The organism is Pseudolysinimonas sp., from assembly GCF_049651805.1.
Lineage (GTDB): Bacteria > Actinomycetota > Actinomycetes > Actinomycetales > Microbacteriaceae > Pseudolysinimonas_A.
This window is the reverse complement of record NZ_JBASCU010000007.1, coordinates 1-4,924: the sequence shown is the minus strand read 5'-3', so window position 1 is coordinate 4,924 and position 4,924 is coordinate 1. Positions and strand designations below refer to the sequence as shown.

Below are 4,924 nucleotides of genomic sequence, written 5' to 3'. Positions count from 1 at the left end.
CGACCACCGAGGGGATGCGGAGTACGGCCGGGCCGAGTCGCAGCACGCCGTCGTCGAGCGGCCCGGTGCGCAGCCCGCCCCGCCGCCGGAACGCGCGATGCGCGCCGGGCGCGACAGCGACATCCATCCAGGCGCACGGGTTCGCCGACCGCGGGTCGCCGAATCGGATCTCGCCGTCGCCGGAGTCGAGACTGAACGTCGTGCGGGCGAGGGCGTCGACATCCACTCCCCGCAGCAGGATGTTGCGCCGGGTCTGCAGCAGCGTCGGGTGCGGGATGCCGAGCTCGGTCGCGACGGCCTCCAGTGCTTCCGCAGCCTGAATCGTCACCGACGACGCCCGGTGGGCGCGCTGGTTGAAGTGCCGGTCGCCGACGATCCCGAGCCCGGCGCGCAGTTCGAGGTCGTCGCGGAGTTCGCCCTCGGGTGCGGGAGCTGGCCCATCGGCTGGTCGACCCTCAAAGCGGTGGACGGGCGAAGCGAGTAGCTGCACGATCTCGACGGCAATCTGCTCCACGCGAGCAACGTTACGCTCGAAGGATGGTTCATCTGCTCGGCGCGGAGAGCGTCGGGCTGGAGTATCCGACGCGGGTCGTCTTCGACGCCGTCACCGTCGGCATCGACGAGGGTGACCGCGTCGGCGTCGTCGGCCGCAACGGCGACGGCAAGTCGACGCTGCTGAAGATCCTCGCGGGGCGAATCGAACCCGACAGCGGAAAGGTCACCCGCCGGGGCGGCGTGACGCTCGGGATGCTGGATCAGGGCGACACCCTGCCGGTCGACGATCTGGTGTCCGACACCGTCGTGGGCGGCCGCGCGGAACACGAGTGGGCCGGCGACGCGCGCGTGCGGGATGTCATCGCCGGGCTGCTCGGCGACGTGCCGTGGGAGGGGCGCATCGGCGACCTCTCCGGCGGGCAACAGCGTCGGGTCGCGCTCGCCGCACTGCTCACGCGCGACTGGGATGTCGTCTTCCTCGACGAACCCACGAACCACCTCGATGTCGAGGGCGTCGCGTGGTTGGCCGAGCACCTGCGCGGGCGGTGGGCCGCGAACCGCGGCGGGCTCGTTGTCGTGACCCACGACCGGTGGTTCCTCGACGCGGTCTGCACCACCACGTGGGAGGTGCACTCTGCGCTCCTCGAGCCCTTCGAGGGCGGCTACGCGGCGTACGTGCTGCAACGCGTCGAACGCGATCGGATGTCGGCGACCATCGAGGCGAAGCGGCAGAATCTGATGCGCAAAGAGCCGGCCTGGCTGCGCCGCGGGCCGCCCGCGCGCACGAGCAAGCCGAAGTTCCGCATCGATGCGGCGAACCAGCTCATCGAGGATGTGCCCGACCCCCGCGACACCGTGCAGCTCAAGCAGCTCGCGACGGCGCGGCTCGGCAAGGACGTCGTCGACCTCGAAGGCGTTTCGGTCGCGTATGACGAACGGGTCATCTTGAACGACGTGACCTGGCGCATCGCCCCGGGGGAGCGCACCGGCGTCATCGGCATCAACGGCGCCGGCAAGTCGACGCTGCTCGGACTCGTGGCCGGCACGGTGCAGCCGAACAACGGCCGGGTGAAGCGCGGCAAGACCGTGAAGATCGCCGTGCTCGACCAGCGGCTCGTCGGACTCGAGACGTTCATGAACGACCGGGTGAGCGCCGTCGTCGCGCAGCAGAAGTCGTCGTACGTGTCGGGCGGTGTCGAGATGACGCCCGGGCAACTGCTCGAGCGCCTCGGTTTCACGACCGCACAGCTCTCAACCCCCGTGAAAGACCTCTCGGGCGGCCAGAAGCGGCGGTTGCAACTGCTGCTCATCCTGCTCGACGAGCCGAACGTGCTCATTCTCGACGAGCCCACCAACGACCTCGACACCGACATGCTCGCCGCGATGGAAGACCTGCTCGACACCTGGCCAGGCACGCTCCTCGTCGTCTCGCACGACCGGTACCTGCTCGAGCGCGTCACCGACAACCAGTACGCCGTCATCGACGGCGCCTTCCGCCACCTCCCCGGCGGTGTCGACCAGTATTTGCAGCTGCGGAAGACTCGGTCGTCGAGTAGCCCGCGCAGCGGGCGTGTCGAGACGCTCGGGGATCTCGACACGCCGCCTTCGGCGGCTACTCGATCACCGAAGTTGGCGGGAGCGGATCGGCGGGCGGTCGAGAAGGAGCTGGCAGCGGTCGAGCGGCGCCTCGAGAAGGCGACCAGCGGCATCCGCACCGCCAAGGAACAGCTGGATGCCGTCGACCCGAGCGACTACGTCACTTTGGGCGCGAAACAGTCGGCGATCGCGACACTCGAAGCCGAGGCCCACGCCCTCGAAGAGCAGTGGCTGGCACTCGGCGCTCAGCTCGAGAGTTAGACGCCGCCGCCTCCGCCTCCGCCACCGCCTCCGCCTGACGAACCGCCGCCGCCACCGCCACCGCTCGACGACGACCCCGACGAGCCGGAGTACGAGGTCGAGACGCTCGACGACAGCGTGGCAAGACCGGCCGAGAAGGCGCCGATGTGGAAGCCCGTCGAGCCGGAATACCAGTCGGGCGGATCGGTGTCGTAGTACTTCGCCAGTTCCTGAGCCCACTGCTTCTCGAGGCCGAAGATCACGGCGTAGGGCAGCAGCTTCTCATAGATCTTCACGATCGCGGTGCGGTCGGAGGTGGTGATGCGTTCGGCACCCGAGACGCTCTGCAGCATCTGCAACCGGTCGGCCTCGGCGACGCGGATGAACTCGCGCAACCCGTCGAGGTGTTCCTTCAGCTCCGCGCCCTTGGTGGTGAGCGGACGGCGTCGAGCGAGCAGCCCGGCCGCGAAGATCGCGATCCACGGCACCGCGTTGAGCCCGACGACCGAGATGATGATCGACTTCTCGTCCTCGCCACCGAAGATCGCGACTCCGATGAGCACGAGACCGGCCAGAACCATCGAGCCGACGACGAGAATCATCGGGCGCCACGATGGCTTACGACGCAGCCCGCCCGCCTCAGCTTCGCGTTCGATCGACTTGGTGAGTGCCACGACCTGCTGCCCGAGCACGGTGTCGCCCTTGGTGAGCCACCGCACCTCACCGCCCTCGTCGGGGATGGGCTGAGGCATGCTGCCGCCCATCGAGAGGAGGTTCTTCAGCCCGGGCAGGATGCCGCCCACCGAGAACGGGTTGATCGAGAACAGGGCTCCCATGACGCGCTGCTCGTCGGGGGCCAGGTCGGCGCTCGACAGCTTCTGTACGCCGAACACCTTGCTCCACCCCTGGTCGTGCTCGAGGATGCGCAGGTTCTTCTGCACGGCGAGGTCGACGATCGTTGCCGCCATGCCCTTCTTCGGGTTTCCGGCGATGTTGGCCGCAAGCATCATGCTGAGGCCCGCGGGCGGCTCGTACTGGGCGATGACGATGCCGCGCCCTTTGGCGTCGCGCCAGAGCACGAACCGTACGACGAGCGCCGTGATGAGCCCGAACAGCACGAGCGCGATCGCGATGAGCGCCGGGATCGGCACGAACGCCCAGAACGGTGCGCCGGCGAAGGTGCCCTCGTCGAACGCGATCACGACGGTCATGTTCTGCCGGGGGAACAGGTCGGCCACGGTCGCGCTGAACTCGCCGTCGTCTGCGCTGTCGATCGCGCACTGGTCGGTGGCTCCCTGGTAGCCGTAGTAGCAGACCGCCTCACCCGTGAGTGCCGGCACGAGGTCGGCGTGCACGCGCACCGTTGCACTCACCTCGCCGAACGGCTGCGCCCAGCCGGTGCCGTTGGTATCCCAGTAGAACTCGTCGCGGGTGACACCGTCGCGCAGATCGGTGGCCGTCGCCGTCACATCGCTCTGCGTGTATTCGATGACGTAGGTCTGTTCACCGTAGACGTACTGCCCCTGGGGTACGGCGATCGTCACCATCGTGAACTCGCCCTCGCCGGCGACCTCGAACGACCGGGGCACCCCGTTGCCGTCGGTCACCGACACGATGTCGATGTTGGTGCTGTGACCCTTGTACTCGGTCACCAGCGCGCGGCGGATGCCGCGGTTCTGGTCGAAGTCGGGGAAGACCGCGACGAGCGTTTCGACGGTGCGCAGTTGCGACCGCCCGGCACGATCGCGCGAGAGTTCGTAGACGGCGTCGAACGACGCGAACTCGAAGTCCTCGACTCCGGAGCCGGCGGCGTCGAGCGCGACGACCGGCGGCGCGTCGGGGTCGGTGTCGGCCAGGGCGGGGGAGGCACCGGTGGCGACGAGGAGAAGCGCTCCGATGGCGACGAGAAGGACACGGGCGGCGCGAGGTGCGTTCACGTCGAGAGCGTAGCGGGGCTGCCAGCGTTCCGTCGATGGATCAGCGGGTCGTCGAGTCCTCCACAAGCCGGGTTCTCGCGACTTATCCAGAGAATGGTTCGTCTATCTAGTACATACGTTCGAGTGTTGTTTCAATGGATGTATGACCTCCACCGCCCCCGCCGTCACCTGGCTCGGCGCCGACCCGAGTGTGCTCGACGACGACGCACTGCTCACGGGTGCGCGCGAGCTGGGTGAGTTGCGGCGGCTGGTCGAGGCGTCGTTGGGGGTGTTCGCGGCGGAGGTGAAGCACCGCTCCCGCAAGGAGGACGGCTTCGGCGGGCTCGCGCAGCGGCTCGGCGCCGGCACCGCGGAGAAGCTGGTCGAGCAGGTGTCGGGGGTGTCGAAGCGGGAATCGCAGACGCTGACCCGGGTCGGGCAACTGCTCACCGTGGATGCCGACCCGTGGCTTTCCGCGGTCGGCACCGGCGTCGCGTCGGGTGCGGTGTCGGTGGTGAAGGCCGACGTCATCAAGAACGGACTCGGCGTCCCGACCGAGGATGTCGCGGCGGATGACCTCGCCGACGCCGCCGCGGAACTCGCCGCGTTGGCCCCGACCATGTCGGTGGAGAAGCTCGCCGCCCGTGCCCGGGAACTGCGTGACGAGCTGGATGCCG

General features: G+C 68.7%; 4 protein-coding genes. 2 read left to right on the top strand and 2 right to left on the bottom strand.

From position 1 onward, the window contains the following. On the bottom strand, positions 1-514 hold a 514-nt coding region (locus WBL06_RS01030; RefSeq protein WP_424454116.1), incomplete at its 3' end, for a molybdenum cofactor biosysynthesis protein. Positions 515-537: 23 nt separating this feature from the next. On the opposite strand from WBL06_RS01030, the gene WBL06_RS01025 reads away from it, so the two are divergent. Continuing rightward, a complete protein-coding gene (locus tag WBL06_RS01025) occupies positions 538-2,352 on the top strand; it encodes an ABC-F family ATP-binding cassette domain-containing protein (protein WP_424454115.1) in 1,815 nt (604 codons plus the stop codon). On the opposite strand, the gene WBL06_RS01020 is transcribed toward WBL06_RS01025, so the two are convergent. After that, on the bottom strand, positions 2,349-4,268 hold the full coding sequence (locus tag WBL06_RS01020; RefSeq protein WP_424454114.1) for a DUF2207 domain-containing protein: 1,920 nt from the start codon (positions 4,266-4,268) through the stop codon (positions 2,349-2,351). The genes WBL06_RS01025 and WBL06_RS01020 overlap by 4 nt on opposite strands. A gap of 142 nt (positions 4,269-4,410) precedes the next feature. Between WBL06_RS01020 and WBL06_RS01015 the strand changes: the two genes are divergently transcribed. Continuing rightward, positions 4,411-4,924, top strand: a 514-nt coding sequence (locus WBL06_RS01015; protein ID WP_424454113.1) for a hypothetical protein, incomplete at its 3' end; no start/stop codon positions are given.